At 70.2% G+C, this 18320-nt stretch carries 11 protein-coding genes and 1 pseudogene; 6 read left to right on the top strand and 6 right to left on the bottom strand.

The genetic code is table 11. The features are described from left to right. Window positions 1-14: 14 nt before the first annotated feature. Complete coding sequence (locus ABD269_RS00845; protein WP_344115000.1) at window positions 15-491, top strand: glycine-rich domain-containing protein; 477 nt, start codon at window positions 15-17, stop codon at window positions 489-491. 77 nt (window positions 492-568) lie between these two features. Then, window positions 569-1243: a class I SAM-dependent methyltransferase gene (locus ABD269_RS00840; protein WP_344114998.1), complete on the top strand. Its 675-nt coding sequence runs from the start codon at window positions 569-571 to the stop codon at window positions 1241-1243. A 209-nt stretch (window positions 1244-1452) separates the two neighbouring features. On the opposite strand, the gene ABD269_RS00835 is transcribed toward ABD269_RS00840, so the two are convergent. Then, window positions 1453-2724: a hemopexin repeat-containing protein gene (locus ABD269_RS00835; RefSeq protein WP_344114996.1), complete on the bottom strand. Its 1272-nt coding sequence runs from the start codon at window positions 2722-2724 to the stop codon at window positions 1453-1455. A 301-nt stretch (window positions 2725-3025) separates the two neighbouring features. Between ABD269_RS00835 and ABD269_RS00830 the strand changes: the two genes are divergently transcribed. Next, window positions 3026-4000: an acyl-ACP desaturase gene (locus ABD269_RS00830; protein WP_344114994.1), complete on the top strand. Its 975-nt coding sequence runs from the start codon at window positions 3026-3028 to the stop codon at window positions 3998-4000. A 50-nt stretch (window positions 4001-4050) separates the two neighbouring features. Here the strand turns inward: ABD269_RS00830 and pepN (ABD269_RS00825) are convergent, their stop codons facing one another. The 3 genes and pseudogenes from pepN (ABD269_RS00825) to ABD269_RS00815 all read right to left on the bottom strand — a co-directional run. Further along, on the bottom strand, window positions 4051-6621 hold the full coding sequence (gene pepN / locus ABD269_RS00825) for an aminopeptidase N (RefSeq protein WP_344114992.1): 2571 nt from the start codon (window positions 6619-6621) through the stop codon (window positions 4051-4053). Window positions 6622-6753: 132 nt separating this feature from the next. Next, entirely contained in the window at window positions 6754-7785 is a 1032-nt protein-coding gene (locus ABD269_RS00820) for an aspartate-semialdehyde dehydrogenase (protein ID WP_344114990.1), read from the bottom strand. A 173-nt stretch (window positions 7786-7958) separates the two neighbouring features. Beyond that, window positions 7959-10634: pseudogene (locus ABD269_RS00815) on the bottom strand (S8 family serine peptidase); the annotation flags it as partial. A 501-nt stretch (window positions 10635-11135) separates the two neighbouring features. Between ABD269_RS00815 and ABD269_RS00810 the strand changes: the two are divergent. After that, the gene (locus ABD269_RS00810) at window positions 11136-12869 is read left to right on the top strand and encodes a TIGR03767 family metallophosphoesterase (RefSeq protein ID WP_344114988.1); all 1734 of its coding nucleotides are present in this window, start codon (window positions 11136-11138) and stop codon (window positions 12867-12869) included. Between the two features lie 21 nt (window positions 12870-12890). Here ABD269_RS00810 and ABD269_RS00805 read toward each other — a convergent pair whose 3' ends face one another. Beyond that, a complete protein-coding gene (locus ABD269_RS00805) occupies window positions 12891-13946 on the bottom strand; it encodes a hypothetical protein (protein WP_344114986.1) in 1056 nt (351 codons plus the stop codon). Between the two features lie 272 nt (window positions 13947-14218). Beyond that, window positions 14219-16822, bottom strand: coding sequence for an aminopeptidase N (gene pepN, locus ABD269_RS00800; RefSeq protein WP_344114984.1), 2604 nt, complete (start codon window positions 16820-16822; stop codon window positions 14219-14221). A 114-nt stretch (window positions 16823-16936) separates the two neighbouring features. Here pepN (ABD269_RS00800) and ABD269_RS00795 point away from each other — a divergent pair, with 114 nt between their 5' ends. Then, entirely contained in the window at window positions 16937-17581 is a 645-nt protein-coding gene (locus ABD269_RS00795) for a mycothiol-dependent nitroreductase Rv2466c family protein (RefSeq protein WP_425572799.1), read from the top strand. Window positions 17582-17630: 49 nt separating this feature from the next. Next, window positions 17631-18218, top strand: coding sequence for a hypothetical protein (locus ABD269_RS00790; protein ID WP_344114980.1), 588 nt, complete (start codon window positions 17631-17633; stop codon window positions 18216-18218). The last annotated feature ends 102 nt before the right edge of the window (window positions 18219-18320 follow it).

The following is an 18320-nucleotide window of genomic DNA, read 5'->3' as shown; positions in this document are numbered from 1 at the left end:
CCCGGAGGTAAGACGTGACCAACGTTGAGGAACGGCCCGCGATCGATGCGGGGACCCTGGTCGGTGCGGAGCTGCGGGAGATCATCGCGGCTGATGTGCGGGCCAAGTACGACCACATCCCGGCGGGCATGGCTCACCGGGGCGTGGGTCAGATGCTGGCGTTCGTGGCTGCCAGTGCGGCGAGTGAGAAGCCGCTGAGTCCGTCCCCGCTGGTGGACGACTTCTGGCACGCGTTCGTTCTGCGGACCAAGGCTTATGCCGACTTCTGTGGAGAGACCTTCGGGAAGTTCGTCCACCACCAGCCCGGGTTCCTGGACCGTGAGGAGCACGGCGGGGGCAAGGGCCTGCGCGCCCGGACTGTGGACGCCATCCAGGCCGCCGGGTACGCGGTGGATCCGGAGTTCTGGCCGGAGCTTGACATCGCCGACTGCTCGCAGTGTCACGCGAACTGCCACAACAGCCCGAATCACAACGCTGCCAAGAGCGGTTGATCAGAGCAGAAGGCAGCCAGGCCGGTCGTACCCGTGTGGTGCGGCCGGCCGCACCCATGGACGCGACGGAGGAGCACGTGACCGACACGATGGCGTGGGACACCTACGCCCGCAGGAAGCCCGGCGGTCGGCGGGAGAAGAACGCCAAGGGTGAGACCACCTGGTTCAACTGGACGCAGTACCCCGACCACGGCCCCGGCGTCGAAGTGCTGGGCGACAGGGCCGCAGCCTGTGTCCTGGAGCTCGGGTGCGGTACCGGTGGCAACCTTGCTCACGTCGCCACCCTTGGACACCGCGCCGTCGGCGTCGACGTCTCCCCCGTCCAGCTCAACGCCGCCCGCGAACGCTGGGGGGACCTGCCGGGCCTGGAACTGCACCAGCGGGGCGCGCTCGACTTCATGAGCGAGACCGCCGAGCGCTTCGATGCCGTGTACTCCGTCTTCGGCGCCATCTGGTTCACCGATCCGGGGCAGATGCTCCCCGCGATCCGCCGAGTCATGAAACCGGGTGGAGTCCTGGCGTTCTCCCAGCGTCCCCCGGTCGAAGGCTGCTACGGCTGCCAGGCTTCCTACATCAACCAGGCCGACGACCCGAACCCGCTGGTCGTCAAGCGCTGGGACTACACCCCTGACATGTGGACCGCTCTTCTCAAGGAGCACGGATTCCGTCATCCCCTGGTACGCGAGATGGCCCCGGCCGAGGGCTGGAAGACGGGCACACTCCTTGCCCGCGCGCTGGCGTCCGGCGGCTGAAGGCCGGGGACTTCTCCGACGTGCGCTTCGACAATGAGACGGACGAGTGCAGGAGTGCCGGTTGACCTACCGCATCGCCTGTACCGACGACGCCGGAGCCTGGCCGCTGAGCAGCGCAAACTCTCGAGATCGGTACGACCGTCGGTGCGGCAATACGTCCGGGCATCCCGGATGCCCGGACAGCGAGAGGCATGCCAGCTTCTTGGCTGCTACGTGGCGGGGGTGAGGATCCACTTCTGGCGGGGTCCGCCCTTGGCCATGCCATGGATCATTGCCGTCTTGGAGTCCTTGTCGGCTGTCCAGTAGCTCTTCTCCGCCTCTTCCTTGGTGGTATCGGCGAGAGTGATGTAGCCGTTCTCGGCGCGGAACTGGTTGGTACCGGCCTCGAAGCAACCGGGGTCGGTGTTGCAGCCGTGGAGGCCGAGGACCCAGGCCGCGCCCTTGGGCACCAAGCCGGACAGGATGGCCGCCCCCGAAGGCGGGATGTCCATGATCAGGCACCGGCCGGTGCCGATGTTTTCCAGCGTCTTCTTCTTGGCGTTGTAGCGCCACAGCTGGTCCTTGCTGTTGGTGCACTTCTCCAGGAAGGCGGCTTGCTCGGTGCGCCCAGGGGTGGGGTTTTTCACCGCGTACGTGCCGGCTTTGTAGTCTCCTTCGGAACTCAGGTATGCCTCAAGGCACAGCCCCGTCTCGGCATTGGTGATTTTGAACGTCCCCGTGGGGAACCCGTCGATCACCTGGACCTTGGGGAGGCTGACGCGGACAGGCGCGGTGACGTCCGGAGCCTGGAACACCGTGAGGACCCGGCGGGAGCTCAGCTCGCCGAGCGGGTTCCAGTATCTGGCGCTCGTCCTGGGGCCCACGTCGACCTTGTTGGTGGGGATGTGGAGGCGGATGTACTGGTCGTTCTTGAAGGCGTAGACCCAGTCGGGTTCCCAGCGGAAGATCGCGTCGATCCCGCCCTCGAAGCCCGCCTCCTTGAACCCCGGCCAGTAGGCGACGATCGACTTCGGATAGCCCTCGTCGACCTTGTCGGTCTCAAGGTTGTAGCGCACGTAGTGCAGGCCCTTGAAGATGTAGATCGTCTTCTCGTCCCACCACAGGATCGAGTCGATCCCGCTGTCGAAACCCACGGCCTTCAGCCCCGGCCAGTACGAGCCGATCGACTTCGGGAATCCCTCGTCGATCGTCATCGTCGCCAGCGTGCAGCGCACGTACTGGTCCTCGTGCAGGAAGTAGACCTTGCCCGTCTTCGGCAGGTAGAGCGACGGGATGCTCCGGCCCGCGGCCGCCGCCTTCTCCATCCAGCGCCGCTGCTCCGGGGTGCCTTCCCAGGACTCCGCGAAGACCCGGGTGAAGTCCTTGTCGAGGGTGTCCGTCGGCGGGTCCCACTTCGCGTAGAGCACCGTGTTCTTGCTGGAGGGATCACCGCCCGAGACATAGCTGTCGCCCATGCTGACGGCGTAGATCTTGTTCGCCACGGCGGACCTCCTGCTGCTGTCGAGGGCATGGTGTGGCCGGCCTCGCGATCCTGGGACCGGCTCGTGGCGGGCCACGCCCCGACAGCCTCACGTACCACCGGGCCGTCGGCATCCCGGGTGCGCGGCGGTTCGTCCGTACGGGTGGCTCGCCATGGAGCGGCTACACAGCGCAAGCGCCCGCTCACCCATGAAGTGAGAGATCAAATTCCGGTACCCCTTGCCGTTTATCGCCGCCTTAACCTACGGTGTCGTAACCTACGGATCCGTAAGTAAGATCAATCGTCCCCGCCTGGAGCTGTCTGTGACCATCGCCCCCCTTCGCCACCACGCCCGGGCCGCATGGAGCGACAGCCGGCTGCTGTACGCACTCGAAGAGGTCGTGGAAGCCGAGCTCAACCGGCATCTGAAGGTCGCCAAGGAGTGGATGCCGCACGAGTACGTGCCGTGGAGCGACGGGCGGAACTTCGACGGGGTGATGGGGGGCGAGGCGTGGGCGCCGGAGCAGTCGAAGGTCACTGATATCGGGCGTACGGCCCTCGTCGTCAACTTGCTGACCGAGGACAACCTCCCCAGTTATCACCACGAGATCGCGTCGCTCTTCGGCCGCGACGGCGCCTGGGGCACCTGGGTGCACCGCTGGACCGCGGAGGAGGGCAGGCACGGCATCGTGATGCGCGACTACCTGCTGACCTCGCGGGCCGTCGACCCGGTCGCGCTGGAGCGGTTCCGGATGCAGCACATGTCGGAGGGCTTCGAGTCCGACAACCGGCACAGCATGCTGCACTCCGTGGCGTACGTCGCCTTCCAGGAGCTGGCCACCCGCATCTCGCACCGGAACACCGGCCACCACTCCGGCGACCCCGTCTGCGATCGCATGCTCGCCCGTATCGCCACGGACGAGAACCTGCACATGGTCTTCTACCGCAACCTCCTCGGCAAGGCCTTCGAGCTGGCCCCCGACCAGACGATGTCGGCCGTCCGCGACGTCGTCGTCGGATTCCGGATGCCCGGCCACGGCATCCCCGGCTTCGAGCGGGCCGCCGCGCAGATGGCCATCGGCGGGATCTACAACCTCCGCATCCACCACGACGACGTGCTCCAGCCGGTGCTGCGCTTCCTGAAGGTCCTGGAGATCACCGGCCTCGGCCCGGAGGGCCTGCGCGCCCAGGAGGAGCTCGGCCTGTTCATGGGCGGCCTGGACGCGGAGGCGACGAAGTTCGACGAGCGCCGCGAGGCCCTGCTCGCCCGCCGTCGGGCCCGCGCCGGGAAGGCCTGAGCAAACGCTGAGGGGCGCCCCGGGCATCCGGGGCGCCCCTCACATCCTCATCAGGCCGAGGCCGCGTCCGCCGCCTGGGCCTTCAGGGCGCGCTCCACGCCCGCGCGCGACTCCGTGACCAGGCGGCGCAGGGCCGCGTTGGGCTCCGCGGCGGCCAGCCACGCGTCCGTGGCGTCCAGAGTGGCCTGCGAGACCAGCAGGACCGGGTAGAGGCCGACCGCGATCTGCTGGGCGATCTCGTGGCTGCGGCTCTCCCAGATGCCCTTGATCACCGAGAAGTACTTCTCGCTGTACGGGGCGAGCAGCTCGCGCTGGTCGGGCTGGACGAAGCCGCCGATGACCGCTTCCTGCACCGCGTTGGGCAGCTTGTCGGACTCGACGACCGACGCCCACGTCTCGGCCTTGGCCTCGGCGGTCGGGCGCGCGGCACGGGCCGAGGCTGCGTGCTGCTCGCCCGCCGACGTCTTGTCGCGCTCCAGCTCGGCGGCGATCGCCTTCTCGTCGGCGCGGCCGGTCGCGGCGAGCCGCCCCAGCAGCGTCCAGCGCAGGTCGGTGTCGACGGCGAGGCCGTCGATGGTCTCCGTGCCGTCCAGCAGGGCCTGGAGCAGGTCGAGCTGCTCGTCCGTGCGGGCGGTGGCCGCGAAGGTCCGCGCCCAGGACAGCTGGTGGTCGCTGCCCGGCTCGGCCGCGCGCAGCTGCTCCAGCGCCGCCTCCGTCCACGTGGCCAGGCCGGTCGCGCGCCAGTCCGGGGCCGCGTAGAGGTCCAGGGCCAGCTTCGTCTGCCGCTGGAGCGACTGGACGACGCCGATGTCCGACTCCTTGGTGACGCCCGAGAGCACCAGCGACAGGTAGTCGCGGGTGGCCAGCTCGCCGTCGCGCGTCATGTCCCAGGCGGAGGCCCAGCACAGCGCGCGCGGCAGGGACTCGGTGAAGTCGCCCAGGTGCGCGGTGACGACCCGCAGGGACTCCTCGTCCAGGCGCACCTTCGCGTACGACAGGTCGTCGTCGTTGAGGAGCACGACGGCGGGGCGCTTGCGGCCCACCAGAGCCTCCACCGGCGTCAGCTCGCCGTCGACGTCCAGCTCGATGCGGTCGGTGCGCACCAGCTTGCCGCCCTGGAGCTCGTACAGGCCGATCGCGATGCGGTGCGGGCGAAGCGTCGGCTCGCTCTTCGCGCCGGCGGGCAGCGCGGGGGCCTCCTGCTTGACGGCGAAGGAGGTGATCGTGCCGTCCTCGGCGACCGCGATCTCCGGGCGCAGGACGTTGATGCCGGCCGTCTCCAGCCACGCCTTCGACCAGGTCTTCAGGTCACGGCCGGAGGTCTTCTCCAGCGCGCCCAGCAGGTCCGACAGGCGCGTGTTGCCGAAGGCGTGCGCCTTGAAGTACGCCTGCACGCCCGTGAAGAACTCGTCCTTGCCGACGTACGCCACGAGCTGCTTGAGCACGGACGCGCCCTTGGCGTAGGTGATGCCGTCGAAGTTGACGAGCACGTCGTCCAGGTCGCGGATCTCGGCCATGATCGGGTGGGTCGACGGCAGCTGGTCCTGCCGGTACGCCCACGTCTTCATGGAGTTGGCGAACGTCGTCCACGACTGCGGCCACTTCGAGCCCGGGGCGTCCGCCTGGCAGGCGATGGAGGTGTAGGTGGCGAACGACTCGTTCAGCCACAGGTCGTTCCACCACTCCATGGTGACCAGGTCGCCGAACCACATGTGGGCCAGCTCGTGCAGGATGGTCTCCGCCCGCGACTCGTACGCCGCGTCCGTCACCTTCGAGCGGAAGACGTACTGGTCGCGGATGGTGACCGCGCCCGCGTTCTCCATCGCGCCCGCGTTGAACTCCGGCACGAACAGCTGGTCGTACTTGGCGAAGGGGTAGTCGTAGGCGAACTTCTCCTCGAACCACTCGAAGCCCTGCCGCGTGACCTCGAAGACGGCGTCCGCGTCCAGGAACTCCGCCAGCGACGGCCGGCAGTAGATGCCCAGCGGGATGCTGCGCCCGTCCTTCTCGTACGTGCTGTGCACGCTGTGGTACGGGCCGGCGATCAGCGCGGTGATGTACGTGGAGATCCGCGGCGTCGGCTCGAAGCGCCACACGTTGTCGGCCGGGCGCTCGGGCGTCGGCGAGTTGGAGATCACGGTCCAGCCCTCGGGGGCCTTCACGGTGAACCGGAACGTCGCCTTCAGGTCGGGCTGTTCGAAGGAGGCGAAGACGCGGCGCGCGTCCGGCACCTCGAACTGCGTGTAGAGATAGGCCTGCTCGTCGACCGGGTCGACGAACCGGTGCAGCCCCTCACCGGTGTTGGTGTACGCGCAGTCCGCGACGACCTTCAGCTCGTTGCGCCCGGCGAGCAGGCCCGGCAGCGCGATGCGGCTGTCCGCGAACACCTCGGCGGCGTCCAGCGCGGTCCCGTTCAGGACGACCTCGCGCACGGCCGGCGCCACCAGGTCGATGAACGACTCCGCGCCCGCCTCGGCCGCCTCGAACCGCACCAGGGTCTCGGAGCGGTACGTACCGCCCTCCTGCGCACCGGAGAGGTCGAGATCGATCTCGTACGAGTCGACGGTGAGCAGCTGCGCGCGCCGCTGCGCCTCTTCGCGGGTCAGATTCGTTCCAGGCACCTGGGCATCTCCTTCTACATTGCGACGTTCGCGCCATCCTTCCATGCCGCCCGCGGGGCGGTCCTGGACCGGGGTGCACCGGAAAGGGCCGGACGCGAGGCGTCCGGCCCTTTCCGTGCGTCGCTCACGGCGTCAGCCGCGCAGCTCCCGCGCGACCAGCTCCGCGATCTGGACGGCGTTGAGCGCCGCGCCCTTGCGGAGGTTGTCGTTGGAGAGGAAGAGCGCGAGGCCGTTCTCGGCGGTCTCGTCGGCGCGGATGCGGCCCACGTACGAGGCGTCCTTGCCGGCCGCCTGGAGCGGGGTGGGGATCTCGGAGAGCTCGACGCCGGGGGCGTCCTTCAGCAGCTCGTAGGCGCGCTCGACGCTCAGGGGACGCTCGAAGCGGGCGTTGACCTGGAGGGAGTGGCCGGAGAAGACCGGCACCCGGACGCAGGTGCCGGAGACCTTGAGCTCCGGGATGCCCAGGATCTTGCGGGACTCGTTGCGGAGCTTCTGCTCCTCGTCCGTCTCGAAGCGGCCGTCGTCGACGATGCTGCCGGCCAGGGGCAGCACGTTGAAGGCGATGGGGCGCTTGTAGACGGCGGGCTCCGGGAAGGCCACGGCCCCGCCGTCGTGCGTCAGCCCGGTCGCCCGGTCGGCGACCTCGCGCACCTGGCCGTCCAGCTCCGCCACACCGGCGAGGCCCGAGCCGGAGACGGCCTGGTAGGTGGTGGCGATCAGCGCGGTCAGACCGGCCTCGTCGTGCAGCGGGCGCAGCACGGGCATGGCGGCCATGGTCGTGCAGTTCGGGTTGGCGATGATGCCCTTGGGGCGGTTCGCGATCGCGTCCGGGTTGACCTCGGAGACGACGAGGGGGACCTCGGGGTCCATCCGCCAGGCGGAGGAGTTGTCGATCACGACCGGGCCCTGCGCGGCGACCTTCTCCGCGAGCGCGCGGGAGGTGGCGCCACCGGCGGAGAAGAGCACGATGTCCAGGCCGGAGTAGTCCGCGGTGGAGGCGTCCTCCACCGTGACCCCGTCGAGGACGGTGCCCGCGGAGCGCGCGGAGGCGAACAGACGCAGCTCGCTGATGGGGCCGAGAGAATTAAACGCAGCCCGCTCGGCGAGGATCTTGCGCATGACTCCGCCGACCTGGCCGGTGGCTCCGACGATTCCGATCCTCACGGGTACTCCCTACTCCTGTACGCCTGTATGTACGGCTCCATCATGCGGTGCCGGGTGCCCCAAAAGTCCAATCCGTTGTCCGGGGTAAGGACGCCCCGGATCCTGCCGCGCGAACGCCGGACCGGCCGATTTCCAGCGGGCCCGGCGTTCGAGCACATGATCTAGTTCGCGGTGACGGTCAGGCCGTACGGATTGTCGAGCAGCGGTGACGTCCGGCGGGACTCCACCTCGATCTCCCACACGCCCGGGATCGGGTTCTTGTAGCTGCGGGCGTCGGGGCGGCAGGTGTTCGCCGGGTTCGGGTAGTTCGGGTAGCAGTTGACCGTGGAGGTCGGGTCGACCGGTACGCCGTAGGGGTTGATCGCGATGAAGCGGGTCTGGCTGCCCGCCGCGAGGTCACCGAGGGCCACGTCGAGGGACTTGGCGCCCTTCGGCACGGTCAGGAAGTACGAGGTGGTGGCGTTGCGCACCGCCTTGCCGGACTTCTTCAGCGGCTGCGCGGCGGTCAGCGGCTCGGCGGCGATCACCGTCGTCATGATCTGCTGGTCGATGCCCTCGGTGCGGTCGTCGTCCACGGTGAGGATCGCGCTGTGCAGCCCGGCGGCCTTCGCCCTGGCCTTGACCTTGACGGTCACCGGCTTGTTCAGCGGCAGCTTGACCTCGTCGTCCCCGGCGAGCTTGAAGGTGCCGTCGTTGTTGCGCCACTTCAGCTCGTGCCACAGGGCCTTGTCGGGGCCCGAGGTACGGGTGACGGTCACGTCGTACGTCCGGGTCTCGCCCGGCTTGAGGCCGCTCTCGCGGTCGTAGATCCCCGTGCCGAAGCCGGGCGTCTTCAGCCTGTCGGACAGCGCGGTGGAGACGGGCGCCTTGACGGTGTAGGTGTGCGCCGTCGCGTGGTCGCGCAGGGCGTCCCAGGCGTCCTCGATGCTGATCAGACCCGAGCCCTGCTCGTACGCCTGCACGCCCTTGATCTGCTTGGCGGTGCTGGTCAGCGCGGTCCGCAGGTCGGCGGGGGAGAGCGGCATCCGCTTCTGCTTGGCGGCCGAGATCAGCAGCGCGGAGGCGCCGGCGGCCTGCGGGGAGGCCATCGAGGTGCCCTGGAGCATGCCGTAGCCGGGCGGGAGGTCGTAGCCGGCCTCCTTGACGGGGGCGCCGGGCTCCCAGGTGGGCGTGGTGTTGATCGACGCGCCGGGCGCGGTGATCGTGGGGGTGAAGCCGCCGTCCTCGCGCGGGCCGCGGGAGGAGAACGGCATCATCGCGTACTTGGTGGTGACCTCGGAGCCGTAGTTCGCGGCCCAGGTCTCCTTCGACACGGCCGCGCCGACGCTGATGACCTTGTCGGCCAGACCGGGGTCGCCGATGGTGTTGGCGCCGGGTCCGCTGTTGCCCGCGGAGATCACCAGCTGCACGCCGTAGGTGTCGATGAGGCGGGTGTAGAGCTCGGCGCGGGCGTTGTTGCCGTCGTTGAGGGCGGGGAGGCCGCCTATCGACATGTTGACGATGTCGACGCCGCGGTTGACGACGAGGTCGATCATGCCCTCGGTGAGCGCCACATTGGTGCAGCCGCCGCTCCAGGTGCAGGCGCGCGAGGAGACGAGCTTGGCGCCGGGCGCCGCGCCGTTCATCTTCCCGCCGAACAGCCCGTTGGCCGCGGTGATGCCCGCGACGTGCGTGCCGTGCTCGGACTCGATGACGCCGATGTTGACGAAGTCGGCCTTCTTGCCGATCCAGTCGCCGCCCTTGGGGTCCATCGGCACGTCCTTGCGGACCTGCACGACGAAGGGGATGCGCTCGGAGACCGGGGTGGCCGGGTCGTCCTTGCCGAAGTAGCCGACCTGGAAGCCGTCCTTGTACGGCTTCATCTCCTCGTCGTCGGAGAAGTCGCCGTTGTCGTTGACGTCGACGCGGACGGTGCCCTTGGCCTTGTCGTACAGCACCGCCCAGGAGTCGGTGGTGTCGCCGTCCCGGTTGAGGTCGCCGTTCATGTCGCCGCCGACGGTGGCGCTCTCGCGGAAGAGGGCGACCTCGTACGAGCCGTTGCCCGGCGCGGTGTACGTTCGGCCGCCGAAGGAGAAGCTGGGGCCGGTGACGTCGGACGTCATCGGCAGCCAGGTGTCGTCCTTGTCGGTCAGCGGGTCGGTGGCCGTGACCCAGTCGACGATCTTGCGTTCACCGGTGGTGGTCTTCTGGAGCGCGGGGTGGCCGAGGTCGATGCCCGAGTCGAGGATGCCGATGGTCACGCCGCGGCCGTCCGCCTTGGGGTGGTCCTCGACGAAGCCGACGGCGCCGGTCTCGAAGGCCGGCTGGTAGGGGTTCTTCGCCGGGGTGTCCTTGGAGGGGCCCGGGTAGGAGCCCGCCTTCCGCCCCTTGGCGCCCTGGACGGAGTCCGCCTTCGGCGAGGGGTCGGGAAGCTTGATCTCCTGCTTGAGGTCGATGCCGTGCACCGAGCCCAGCTTCTGCGCCTCGGCGATCGCGGCGTCGGCCTTCGGGGTCGGCACGGTGGCCCGGACGTAGCCGAGCTTGTCGTAGGTCTGCCCGACCGAGGCGCCCTGGATGGCGTCGAGCTTCCCGGCGACCTGCGCGGTCTGTCCCGGGGCGGTGGCGATCATCATCGTGACGGTCTTGTCGCCGTCGGCCTTGGCGTCGGCGAGCAGGGCCGCGTTGTGCGAACCGAGCTTGGCGGGGCCCGAGTTGGGGCCCTGCGCGGGGGAGGGGTCCGAGGCGAGCGCGGGGGCGGCGCCCGCCGCGGTGAGCGCGGCCACCAGGGCGGCCGCGGTGGCTATTCGGGTCAGGGCGTACGGCGTGTGTCTCGCGCCGCCGAGGGGCGCGGTCCGGTCTGCGGGGGTCATGAACATCCCTAGCTGGGTTGACGGCAGGAGCGGGCTGTACAGGGGGCGTCCGGAAATCGGAGCCGGATGACCGATCACTTTTATGGAAGTGACGGGGGTTTGGGGAGAGTTGTCAGTGAGGGAAAGTAAGAGTGGCGTAAACCCGCCATTCGCCACACGGGAGGAAGCATGCCGAAGGCCGTGAAGCGGTCAGGGGCGTTCTCGCAGCTCAGGAGCTGTAGCGCAAACGGACTACAGCTTTGGTCCCAATACCGGCCGGGCGCTCCCCACGCGGGTGAACGCTGAGTGAGCGTCAGCTCGCCAGGGGACGAGTGGTGTATGTCGATTCGCAATCGCCAAGATCGATGTGAGGTGATCGGCGGCGGCCGTTGCGGTCGTGTTCACGCCCACGCCACCCCCACTGCCAACGATCCTCAGTGACAGGAACCAGGACCGCACCGACCCGCCAGCAGGACCCGCCGTCAAGCCCAGCATTCGCGTTCGCACTCGGGGAGACCGCATATGTACCGCAGATCTGACGGACCAGCAGCCGCCGGCCTCGACCGCCGTACGTTCCTCGCCGCGGCCGGTGCCGTGACCACCGCCACCGGCTTCGGCATGGCCCTGGGATCGGACGGCAGCGCGGCAGCCACCGGCCCCAACGAGTCCGCGGCGGCCTCGGCCAAGCAGGCGGCGGCCGCCGCCGCGGGCGCCCCCACGGGCGCGGGCACCACCCTCGTCTCCGTCGCGGCACCCCGCGGCAGCGGCGGCTACCGGCGGCTCGGCGACGGCCCCGGCTGGCCCCGCGTCGTGCGCCCGGACATCATCGCCGGGAAGAACGGCCGGGAGGACCGGCGCTCCACGCTGGCCTCCTTCGTCCAGTTCACCGACCTCCACCTCACGGACGTCCAGCACCCGTTGCGCTACGAGTTCTTCCGCGCCGGGGAACCCGGGGCCTGGCGCCCGCACGAGGCGCTCACCCTGCCCGGGGTGGTCTCCCTCATCGAGCGCGTCAACAAGATCCGCCGCGGCCCGGCCACCGGCACCCCCTTCGGCTTCGTCATCACCACCGGCGACAACGGCGACGAGAACGCGAAGATCGAGGTCGAGTGGTTCCTGACCGCCCTCAGCGGCGGCCGGATGAACCCCAACACCGGCGACCCGCGCCACTACGAGGGCGTGCAGAACAGCGGACTCAAGCTCTTCTGGCACCCCGAGAGCGCCCTGCGCGACCAGGACAAGCAGCTCGGCTACCCCCGCATCGACGGGTACCTCTCCGCCGCCACCCGCAGCGTCAACAGCCCCGGCCTGAACATCCCGTGGTACTCCACCTTCGGCAACCACGACCTGCTGTCCGGCGGCTGCTACCCCGCCGCGGGCACCTTCATCCAGGACGCCGCCGTCGGCAACAAGAAGCTCCAGATCATCTCCGCCGCGGACGCGAAGTGGCTCATGGACGGCGAGTCCAAGGGCGCCGACCCCAAGGGGGAGCGCATCCGTGAGCTGCTGCGCGTCCACAAGAAGGAGATGCGCACCGTCACCCCCGACCCGCGCCGCGTCCCGCTCACCCCGCAGCAGTACGTCGCCGCCCACCTCGACCGGAAATACACCGGCCACGGACCCGTGGGCCACGGCTACTCCCGCGACAACCTCGACTCCGGCAGGCTCTACTACTCCTTCAAGGTCTCCGACAGCGTCGTCGGCATCAGCCTCGACTCGACCGACCCCGGCGGCCACTACCAGGGTTCCATCGGAACGGACCAACTCCTCTGGCTGGACCGGACCTTGCGGAACTACCGCGACAAATACGCCCTCGTCTTCAGCCACCACCCCAGCTGGAGCATGGACAACCTCACTCCCGACCCCGGCCGCCCCGACGACGACCGGCACGACGGCAACGAGCTGATCCGCCTCCTCCAGAGCCACAACAACGTCCTGGCGTGGATCAACGGGCACAGCCACCGCAACCGCATCCGGCCGCGCGGCACCTTCTGGGAGATCGCCACCGCCTCCCACGTCGACTACCCCCAGCTGGCGCGGATCATCGAGGTCACGGACAACCACGACGGCACGATGTCCCTCTTCACCACGCTCATCGAATCCGCCGCCCCCTACCGCACCGACTTCGGCGACCTCTCCCAGACCGGCCTCGCCTCCCTCTACCGCGAGCTGGCCTTCAACGCCCCCGGCGCGGACACCTCCCTCGGCGGCGCGGCCGACGACCGCAACACCGAGCTGCTGCTCCCCAGGCGCTGAGCCCCCGGTCCCCACGCCGGTTCAGTGGGGCAGGACGACGAGATACGCGGCGGGGTCGCGGTCGGCCGACGCCATCACGGCGGTACGGACCACCGCGGCCTGCTGGTCGGGCGCGTCCCGCAGCTTCTTCGGCGTCAGGTGCACCACCGTGATGCCGAGCCGCTCCAGGTGCTCGCGCTTGCGGTACTGCTCCGACCACAGTGCCTCGTCGTCCTGGCGCGGCGTCCGCGAGTCGATCTCCAGCGCGACGCTGTGCTCGGGCCAGAACGCGTCCACCCGCCCGAGGCACGGGCCCCCGGGCAGCCGGAGGTCCACGTTCCACAGCGGTACGGGCAGCCCGTGCTCGCGCACCAGGTCGTACAGCCGGCCCTCCGCGACGGCCCGGCTCTCGGCGAGCAGGGTGTCCACGGCGTCCACCACATGGGGCCGCCCCAGCAGCCGGGCGCGCGTCAACTCCCGTACGACGGCCTGCGCTTCGCAGTGCCCGCCGCGCACGGCCTCCGTCAGCACCCTGCGCACGGCGGACGCGTCGGTGAGCTCGGCGACGGCGTCGGCCACCGCGCGCGCCACGGGTGCGACCGGGATGCCCGTCACCGTCTTCGGGTGCGGCAGCGCGTGCGCCCGTACGAGCCGGACGAACCCGGTCGTCCGCAGCCGCCGGGTGCGCGGCACGAGCACGTCGATCCGGTCCAGGGAGAGCAGCGGGGGGACGGACGTGAAGCGGTGCAGGGCGAGCGCCGCCAGCCCGGTGATCATCGCGTCGCCGTACGGGCCCGCCGCGGCCTGCCGGGCGGCGGCGGTCGCCGTGCCCGGACCGGGCTGCGAGGGCAGGCCCTGGGCGCGCGGCACGGTGTACAACAGCGCGGCGTGCAGCCGCTCCTCGCTGGTGGCGGGCCCGGTGCGGAGCAGGAACACGCCGGGGAGCAGCTGCTGCCAGGGGCCGCCGGGGCGGCAGCGCTCGGTCACGACGGCGCCCGGCATGCCGTGGTCGCGGAGCTGACGCGATGTCATGACGCGGTGGCGGACGTCCGAGAGGTGGTGCAGCGGGCGGGGCGAGAGTGGGGTTCCGTGATTCATGTCTAGCCAGTGCCGCTGTTCGCGGCCGCTCTAACCCGGTGTTACAGGCCCGTAGGCAAATCCGGACAACTCTGTCCTAAAGTACGGGCGTTCGATGACCGAGGGGGAGATTCTCCCCAACCCCGCCCCTCCCCGAAACCGGGGCTCCGCCCCGGACCCCGGTCCTCAAACGCCGGACGGGCTGAGTTCGCTGGCTACGGTCCGCGAAACCCAGCCCGTCCGGCGATTGAGGACACCCGCGGAGCGGGTGTCCTCCCACCGGGCGGCAGTGGTCAGGCGGCCCCGGCAGTAGCCGAATCGCATGCCTGCGCGCGCAGCGCACGCGCGAGGTCGTCACGGGCCTCGACCACCAGGCGGCGCAGCGCCGGAGCCGCGTCCTCGTGGGCCGAAAGCCACTCGTCCGTCAGGTCCAGCGTCCGACGGTCCCCCTGGAGCAGGGGGAAGAGGCCGCGGACGACGGCCATGCCGATCTCGATCGACCGCTCCTGCCAGACCCGCTCGACGGAAGCGAAGTACCGCGCCGCGTAAGGGGCCAGCAGCGGACGCTGCGACGGCTGGTTCCAGCCCGCGATGGTCGCCTCGGCGAGCGCGTTCGAGAGGGTGTCGGACTCCACGACGGCCGCCCACGCCTCCGCCTTGACCTCGGCGGACGGCCGGGCCGCCAGGCAGCGCACCTGGTGCCGCTTGCCGGAGGCGGTGTTGTCCCGGGCCAGCTCGGCCGTGAGGGCGGACTCGTCGGCCGCGCCCTGCGCGGTGAGCGTGGCCAGGAACGCCCAGCGCAGCTCCTGATCGACCTCGAGGCCGTCGATCTTCCCGGCCCCGTCCAGCAGTTCGCGCAGCAGCTGGAGATCGGACTCCGCGGTGGCGAGCTGGGCGAAGAACGACGCCCACGCCAGCTGGTGGCCGCTGCCGGGCTCGGCGAGCCGCAGCTCGCGCAGCGCGCTCCCGGCCAGCGCCCGGCCGCCCTGGGCGCGCCAGTCGGGGGCGGCGTAGTGCACCAGGGCGGACTGCGCCCAGCTCTGCACCATCTGGAGCACGCCGATCTCGGTCTCGGCCCCGGCGAAGCGCTCGACGAGCGCGACGAAGTCGCGGGCGGGCATCAGCCCGTCGCGTGTGAGGTTCCACAGCGCGGACCAGCACAGGGCGCGGGCGAGGGGGTCGGTGAGCTCGCCCAGGTGCCTGCGGAGGGTGGCCAGCGAGACCTCGTCGAAGCGGATCTTGCAGAAGGTGAGGTCCTCGTCGTTGACCAGCACGAGCTCCGGCCGCTCGGCCCCGGCGAGCTCGGTCACGACCGTACGGGGTCCGGAGACGTCCACCTCGGCGCGCGCGTACCGCACGAGCGTGCCGTCGTCCTCCCGCCGCCGGTAGAGGCCCACGGCCACCCGGTGCGGGCGGAGCGTGGGGTGCGACTCGGGAGCCTCCTGGAGGACCGCGAGTTCCGTGATCCGGTCGGCGGCGTCACAGGTGACCATCGGCGTCAGGGAGTTGACGCCCGCCGTCTGGAGCCAGGAGCGCGACCAGCCGGCCATGTCACGGCCCGAGGTCTCCTCCAGCACGGACAGCAGGTCCGCGAGGCGCGTGTTGCCGTAGGCGTGGCGCTTGAAGTAGCGGCGTGCGCCCTCGAAGAAGGCGTCCCGGCCCACATAGGCGACGAGCTGCTTGAGCACCGAGGCGCCCTTGGAGTAGGTGATGCCGTCGAAGTTCAGCTTGGCGTCCTCCAGGTCACGGATGTCGGCCGTGACCGGGTGGGTGGAGGGCAGCTGGTCGGCGCGGTAGGCCCAGGACTTGCGCTGGTTGGCGAAGGTGATCCAGGCGTTGTCGTAGCGCGTGGCCTCGACCTGCGAGAACGAGCCCATGAAGTCGGCGAACGACTCCTTGAGCCACAGGTCGTCCCACCACTCCATGGTCACCAGGTCGCCGAACCACATGTGCGCCATCTCGTGCAGGATGACGTTGGCCCGCCGCTCGTACGACGACCGGGTCACCTTGCCGCGGAAGACGAACTCCTCCCGGAAGGTCACGCACCCCGGGTTCTCCATCGCGCCGATGTTGTACTCGGGCACGAACGCCTGGTCGTACTTCCCGAAGGGATACGGGTAGTCGAAGTGGTCGTGGAAGAAGTCCAGGCCCTGCTTGGTGACAGTGAAGATCTCGTCGGCGTCGAAGTACCGCGCGAGGCCCTTGCGGCAGAGCGCGCCCAGCGGGATCTCCAGGACCGTGCCGTCCTCGAACGTGCGGCTGTAGTGGTCGCGGACCACGTGGTACGGGCCGGCGACCACGGCCGTGATGTACGTCGAGATGGGCCGCGTCGGCACGAAGTGCCAGGTGGCGGCGTCGGACCCGACGGGCTCGGGCTCACCGGCTGCCTCGCCGTTGCCGAGGACGGTCCAGCCGGCCGGCGCGGTCACCGAGAAGGTGAAGGGCGCCTTCAGGTCGGGCTGCTCGAAATTGGCGAAGACCCGGCGGGCGTCGGCGGGCTCGTACTGCGTGTAGAGATAGACCTCGCCGTCCTCCGGGTCGACGAAGCGGTGCAGGCCCTCACCGGTCCGGCTGTACGCACACCGGGCGTCCACGACCAGGACGTTCTCGGCGGCGAGCGAGGGCAGCGCGATCCGCGTGCCGTCGAAGACCGCCGCGGGGTCGAGCTTCTCGCCGTTGAGGGTCACGGAGGCGACCGAAGGCGCCACGAGGTCGGCGAAGCTGTCGGCCCCCGGCTCGGAGCAGCGGAAGCGGATCGTGGTCACCGAACGGAACGTACGGTTCTCCGGGGCCGCGCCCACCGCGGACCGCAGGTCGAGCGCCACGTCATAGGCGTCCACCGCCAGCAGCCGGGCCCGGTCGCGGGCCTCCTCACGGGTCAGATTCTCACCGGGCACAGGTGGCTCCCTCGGCTTCGTCTCGGTACTCGGACAACTCAGGAATCATGGCATGGGGCATGTTGTTGAAGCTGCTACTGACCAGCTCAGATGAGCTCTCATGAGGAGATTCGCGTGACCGCTTCCGAGAAGACCGTCGCAGACTTCTGGTTCGACCCGCAGTGCCCGTGGGCCTGGATGACCTCGCGCTGGATGCTGGAGGTCGAGAAGGTACGGCCCGTGGAGGTTCGCTGGCACGTCATGAGCCTGGCCGTTCTCAACGAGAACAAACTGGATGAGATCCCCGGGGAGTACCGCGAGGCGCTGCTCCCCGGCGGCAGCGCCTGGGTCTCGGTGCGCGTGTGCATCGCGGCCGCGAAGAAGCACGGCCCGGAGGTCCTCGGCGCGCTCTACACCGCGCTCGGCACCCGCTTCCACGTCCAGGGCCTGCCGCGCGACCGCGCGACGATCGAGGCCGCGCTGGTGGAGGCCGGTCTTCCGGTGGAGCTGGCGGACGCGGGTTACACCGACGCGTTCGACGAGGAGCTGCGCGCCTCGCACCAGGAGGGCATCGACAAGGTCGGCCAGGACGTCGGCACCCCGGTCATCGCGGTACCCGGCGCGGACGGCGAGCAGGTCGCGTTCTTCGGCCCGGTCGTCACCCCCGCCCCCAAGGGCGAGGCGGCGGCCCGCCTGTGGGACGGCACGCTGCTGGTCGCCTCGACGCCGGGCTTCTACGAGATCAAGCGCACGCGGACGCAGGGTCCGATCTTCGACTGAGGGTGACGTTCGACGGGCGGCTCCCGATGAGGTCCCTTAATGTCCCGGTATGGGCAAGACGGACCTCTCCCGCCCGCTCGGCCGCACGGGCGGCCGGGCGGACACGGAGCCGCCGGGCGGCAACGCCCGCTTCGCGGAGCGGCCCGTCCGCCCGTACGACCTGGTGATGCGGGCCGTCTGCCGCGCCCTGCCGCCGCTTTGGGCGGCGCTCGGCCTGCGGCAGACGGCCGCCACCCTGCGGCACTATCTGCGCGGCACCGGCGCGCCCTACCGGGTGGACGCCGCGCTGCTGCTCGCCCTTCCGGGGGTACGGTCCGCCGCCGAGGAACAGCTCGGCCGCTGGCGCGCGGAAGCGGTCGCGCGGTGGCGCGAGGGGCCCCGCACGCCGTCCGCCTATCCGGCGGACAGCGGCTGGCGGGCGGTGACACTCGCCCGGCGGGGCGGCACGGACTGGTGGCTCGCGCTGCGCGCGGTCGACTACCGGCTGACGGGGACGGTGCGGGTGTCTCCCGACGGGGTGGTGGTCACGGACTACCGGTTCGCGGTGTGCAAGGTGTGGGGCGGCGGTGGGCGTCTCCACGAGGCGGGCCTGGCACGGGAGTTCACGGTGACGGGCGAGGCATTCGGCCACGTGTGAGCCCAGGGGTTGGGGTGCGCAATTTCCAGCCCGTCCGGCGTTTGAGGACGCGCCCGCAGGGCGCTCCCGCCGCAGGCGGCGGCAAACCCGCACCCGGAAAGG

This window comes from Streptomyces blastmyceticus (assembly GCF_039521185.1).
Lineage (GTDB): Bacteria > Actinomycetota > Actinomycetes > Streptomycetales > Streptomycetaceae > Streptomyces > Streptomyces blastmyceticus.
The sequence above is the reverse complement of the archived record's forward strand: the minus strand, read 5'-3'. Positions and strand labels throughout refer to the sequence as shown.

Bases quoted from the DNA above. Each gene is read 5' to 3' on its own strand.
- ABD269_RS00810 (WP_344114988.1), top strand. From the start codon at position 11,136: ATGTACCGCAGATCTGACGGACCAGCAGCCGCCGGCCTCGACCGCCGT.
- ABD269_RS00805 (WP_344114986.1), bottom strand. From the start codon at position 13,946: ATGAATCACGGAACCCCACTCTCGCCCCGCCCGCTGCACCACCTCTCG.
- ABD269_RS00790 (WP_344114980.1), top strand. From the start codon at position 17,631: ATGGGCAAGACGGACCTCTCCCGCCCGCTCGGCCGCACGGGCGGCCGG.